General features: G+C 72.4%; 2 protein-coding genes and 1 pseudogene. 2 read left to right on the forward strand and 1 reads right to left on the reverse strand.

Features of this window, described 5'->3' with window-relative positions; all coding sequences use genetic code 11:
* Positions 1 to 325: 325 nt before the first annotated feature.
* Positions 326 to 2776 (forward strand): annotated as a pseudogene (gene hrpB / locus Y706_RS25130) (ATP-dependent helicase HrpB); the annotation flags it as partial.
* Between the two features lie 201 nt (positions 2777 to 2977).
* On the forward strand, positions 2978 to 4201 hold the full coding sequence (locus tag Y706_RS0111985) for a macrolide family glycosyltransferase (RefSeq protein WP_216699130.1): 1224 nt from the start codon (positions 2978 to 2980) through the stop codon (positions 4199 to 4201).
* Between the two features lie 23 nt (positions 4202 to 4224).
* Here Y706_RS0111985 and Y706_RS25135 read toward each other — a convergent pair.
* On the reverse strand, positions 4225 to 4646 hold a 422-nt coding region (locus tag Y706_RS25135), incomplete at its 5' end, for an alpha/beta hydrolase family protein (RefSeq protein ID WP_173403076.1).

A 4646-nucleotide genomic window follows, 5' to 3' on the forward strand; every position in this document is an offset into this window, starting at 1 on the left:
CCCGTGCGGCCGCCCGGCGCCTGGCCGCCCTGGACGGCACCCGGCTCGGCGACCGCGTGGGCTACACGGTCCGCGGGGAACGCCAGACCGGCCCCGGTACCGTGATCGAGTTCGTTACCCCCGGCATCCTGCTGCGCCGCCTCCTCGCGGACCCGGGGCTCGAGGGCACGGACGCCGTGATCCTCGATGAGGTCCACGAACGCGGGCTGGAGACCGACCTCCTCGTTGGCATGCTCGCCGAAGTCCGCCAGTTGCGCGGCGACCTCGCCCTGATCGCCATGTCGGCCACCCTCGATGCCCCCCGCTTCGCCGCCTTGATTGGAGACTCACCCAGCCGCGCCGCGTCGCTGCCCGTGCGGCCGCCCGGCGCCTGGCCGCCCTGGACGGCACCCGGCTCGGCGACCGCGTGGGCTACACGGTCCGCGGGGAACGCCAGACCGGCCCCGGTACCGTGATCGAGTTCGTTACCCCCGGCATCCTGCTGCGCCGCCTCCTCGCGGACCCGGGGCTCGAGGGCACGGACGCCGTGATCCTCGATGAGGTCCACGAACGCGGGCTGGAGACCGACCTCCTCGTTGGCATGCTCGCCGAAGTCCGCCAGTTGCGCGGCGACCTCGCCCTGATCGCCATGTCGGCCACCCTCGATGCCCCCCGCTTCGCCGCCTTGATTGGAGACACGCTGATCGGTGGGGCGGCGGACGGAAACGACGACGGCGGCGGCCCGGCACCGGTCATCGACTGTCCGTCCGTGCTGTTTCCGCTGGACGTGGAATGGGCCCCCGCGTCGGCGCCGCGGCTGGACGAGCGGGGCGTGGCCCGGGCCTTCCTGGACCATGTGGCCGACACGGCAGCGGCCGGCCACGCGGCCGCGCTGGCGGGCGGACGGGACCTGGACGCCCTCGTGTTCGTTCCCGGCGCCTGGGAGGTTTCCTACGTGGCCGCGCGGCTCCGTGGCCGGAGCCGCGCCGAGGTTCTGGAACTCCACGGCCAGGCCCCGGCGGCGGAGCAGGACCGCGCCGTCTCTGGGCGTGAGCCCGGCGGGGCTGCCCGGATCATCGTTTCCACCGCACTCGCCGAGTCCTCCCTCACTGTTCCGGGCGTCCGGCTGGTCATCGATTCCGGGCTGTCCCGCGAGCCGCGGCGCGACGCCGGCCGCGGAATGTCCGGCCTCGTGACGGTGTCCTGCTCCCGGGCGTCCGCGGACCAGCGCGCCGGCCGTGCCGCACGCCAGGGCCCGGGCACGGTGATCCGTTGCTATGACCAGAGGGCCTTTGGCGCCGCGCCGGCGCACCCGACGCCGGAGATCGCGGCAGCTGACCTGACCGGCGCCGCCCTGGTCCTGGCCTGCTGGGGAGCCCCCGGCGGCCGGGGACTGGCACTGCCGGACACGCCGCCCCGGGCCGCGATGGACGAGGCCGTCGAAGTGCTGCGGGAACTCGGCGCCGTCACCGCGGACGGTCACGCAACCGAGGTAGGCAAGACCCTGGCCCGGGTCCCGACTGACCCCCGGCTTGCCCGCGCCCTGCTGGACGGCGCCGCGACGGTGGGCTACCGCACGGCGGCCGAGGCCGTCGCCCTGGTGTCGGGGGACCAGCGCGCACCGGGCGCAGACCTCACCAGACTGCTTGCCGCGCTGCGGACGGGCCGCGATCCCGGATCCCGGCGCTGGTCGGAGGACGTCCGGCGGATGGAGTCAATCGCCCGGCAGGAATCCACCGGTGGCGGGCACCAGAAGCCATCCCGCGCCGCGCCGGTTGCGTCTGCTGGGGCCGTTGGTGCCGCGGAGGCCGTCGGGTTTGTCGTCGCCCTGGCCTTTCCGGACCGGGTGGCGCGCCGCGTTCCGGGACAGGGGCCGGCACAATACCTGCTGACTTCCGGAACCCGGGCCGGGTTGCCGGCCGGCAGCGCCCTGTCCGGGCACGAATGGCTGGGAGTGGCCGAAGTGTCCCGCGCACAAGGGCGCGATGCCGCGGGTACCGGTGCCGTCATCCGCTCTGCGGCGCCGCTGACGGCGGACACCGCAGAGGCCGCCGCCGGCAACCTCCTGAGCGACACGCTGCAGGCGCGGTTTAGCCAGGGCCGGGTCTCGGCCCGGCGGGAGCGCCGCCTGGGCGCGATCGTGCTCTCGTCCACCCCGGTACGGCCTCCTGCGGAGGAGGGCCGCGCAGCTGTGGCCCGCGCACTGGCCAGCGAGGGGCTGGCCACCATCGGATGGTCGAACGCGGCGGACGGCTTGCGCCGCCGTCTTGCCCTGCTGCACCGGGAGCTGGGCGGGGCATGGCCCGACGTTTCCGAGCCCGCGTTGCTGGCCCGGCTTCAGGACTGGCTGGCCCCGGAGCTCGCGGCGTTGGCCGGCGGAGCATCGACGGGCGGGATCGACCTCGCCGGCCCGCTGAGCCGGCTGCTGCCGTGGCCCGAGGCGGCCCGGCTGGGCGAACTGGCACCCGAGTCGCTGGCGGTCCCCAGCGGATCCCGGATCCGGATCGACTACCCGGACGCGGCAGACGCCACCGGCCGGCCCGTAGTGGCCGTCAAGCTGCAGGAGTGTTTTGGCTGGGCGGAGACGCCGCGGCTGGCCGACGGGCGCGTGCCGGTGCTGTTCCACCTGCTCTCGCCGGCCCGCCGGCCCCTGGCCGTGACGGACGATCTCGCTTCCTTCTGGTCCGGGCCCTACGCCCAGGTCCGGGCCGAAATGCGCGGCCGCTATCCGCGGCATCCGTGGCCTGAAGACCCGTGGACCGCGCCCGCGACAGCCCGGACCAAGCCGCGGAACTAACGCCTGACCAGCAGCCCGGCGCTGCCAACTGACCACTCGCGCCGCGCGGTCAACAGGGGCATGATGAAGGAGCACGACGCCGGTGGGCCTCCGGACCCGCGGGACGACGGGCAAACAGGCCGGTCAAACGTGCCGGGCAAACCTGCCCGGTCAAACCTGCCCGTCAAATAAAGATCAGCCACGCGATGAAGAGTGATGGCCATGCACCTTGCGTTCGTCTCCATTCCCGCCTACGGACACGTGAACCCGACCCTGCCGCTGGTGGCGGAGCTCGTGGTCCGTGGGCACAGGGTCACATACTTCACGTCCGCCGACTTCGGACCGCTGATCCGCAAGGCCGGCGCGGACTTTCACGCGTCCGGCGGGAACTGGATGGCATCGATGCCTTCCCTGGGGCCCGGGCAGAGGGCACAGGCGCACCTGATGCTGCCGATCATGCACCGCGTGTTCGAGGACCTCAGAACCAGCTTTCCGGCGCTGGTCGATCAACTCCGCCAGGACCCGCCGGACGCCATCTGCTTTGACGCGATGACGCTCAGCGGCAGCATGGCGGCAGAAAAGATCGGCGCCCCGGCCATTGCCCTCATGCCCACCTATGCCACCAACGAGCACTTCTCGCTGAGATCGTTGATGCCTGCCCCGTCACCGGACGGCGCCGATGAGATGGCCAAGGTTGCGCTGGCCATGGGCCGATTGCTGGCGGAATTCGCGGCCGGGCAGGGCGTGCGGACACCGCGGATGTTCGATGGTCCGCCTGCGCCGTTCAACATCGTGTTCCTACCCCGCGAATTCCAGCCCATGGGGGCGACCTTCGATGACCGGTTCCGGTTTGTGGGTCCCAGCGTCGGCGGCCGGGACACCGACGGCGAATGGGAGCGTGAGGGAACGGGACCGCTGTTGTTCATTTCGCTGGGCACCACCCCGCTGAACCGCCGGCCGGACTTCTTCCGGATGTGCCTTGATGCCTTCGGCGGAAGCGATTGGGACGTCGCGATGGCCGTCGGGGACCAGACCAGCATGGCCGATCTCGGAACAATTGCGCCGAACATCCGGGTCCGGCCGGTCTTCCCGCAGTTGCAGGTACTGCGCCGGACCGCCGTCTTCATCACCCACGCCGGCATGAATTCGACCATGGAAGCGCTGTATTACGCCGTCCCAATGGTGGCCGTGCCCCAGCAGCCGGAACAGGCGGCCACCGCCCGCCGGCTGGAAGAACTGGGTCTTGGCCTGCGCCTTGCGCCGGAGGACGTCGGGTCCGAAGCGCTCCGGGCCGCGGTCACCGCGGTCCATACGGACGCGCAGGTCCGGCGCAACCTGGCCGCGATGCTCGATGTTGTCCGCAGCGCGGGAGGGGCCGTGGCTGCCGCCGACGCCATCGAGGCGCGCGTGCAGCACGGGGCGGGCCGGTTCGGCGACGTCGGTTAGGCCGGGCCGTGACGCGAGACCGGTCAGGGGAGCGCGGCCGCCGGATTATCGCCGTGTGTCTTCAGGAATTCGGCGACCGTCGCCGCCAGTGACGCCCCCGCCTCGTCGGCACTGCGCTTCGCGCCGGCAACGGCAAAGGAGTGGTCCCCGCCCTCGCGCCACTCCACGGTCGCTGACGGCCCGATTTTGGCCGCCACGGCCTCCAGCAGTTCCGGGGTGGCGAACGTGTCCCGCGTGCCCTGCAGGAAGAGCATCGGCAGCGTCAGCCCGTAGAGGTGCTCGTCGCGGAGCTTTTCCGGTTTCCCCGGCGGGTGCAACGGGTAGCCCAGATAGACCAGCCCGGCGGCCGACATGCCTTCCGCCACGGCCATTGAGGCCATGCGCCCGCCGAACGATTTCCCGGCGGCCCACAACGGCCGGCCCGCGGAACGGGATGCGGCGGCGG

The sequence above is a fragment of the Arthrobacter sp. I3 genome (genome assembly GCF_000520575.1).
In the GTDB taxonomy this organism is placed as follows: Bacteria; Actinomycetota; Actinomycetes; order Actinomycetales; family Micrococcaceae; genus Arthrobacter; species Arthrobacter humicola_A.

Excerpts from the sequence above, each read along its gene's own strand:
- Y706_RS0111985 (WP_216699130.1), top strand. The coding sequence starts at position 2,978 with ATGCACCTTGCGTTCGTCTCCATTCCCGCCTACGGACACGTGAACCCG.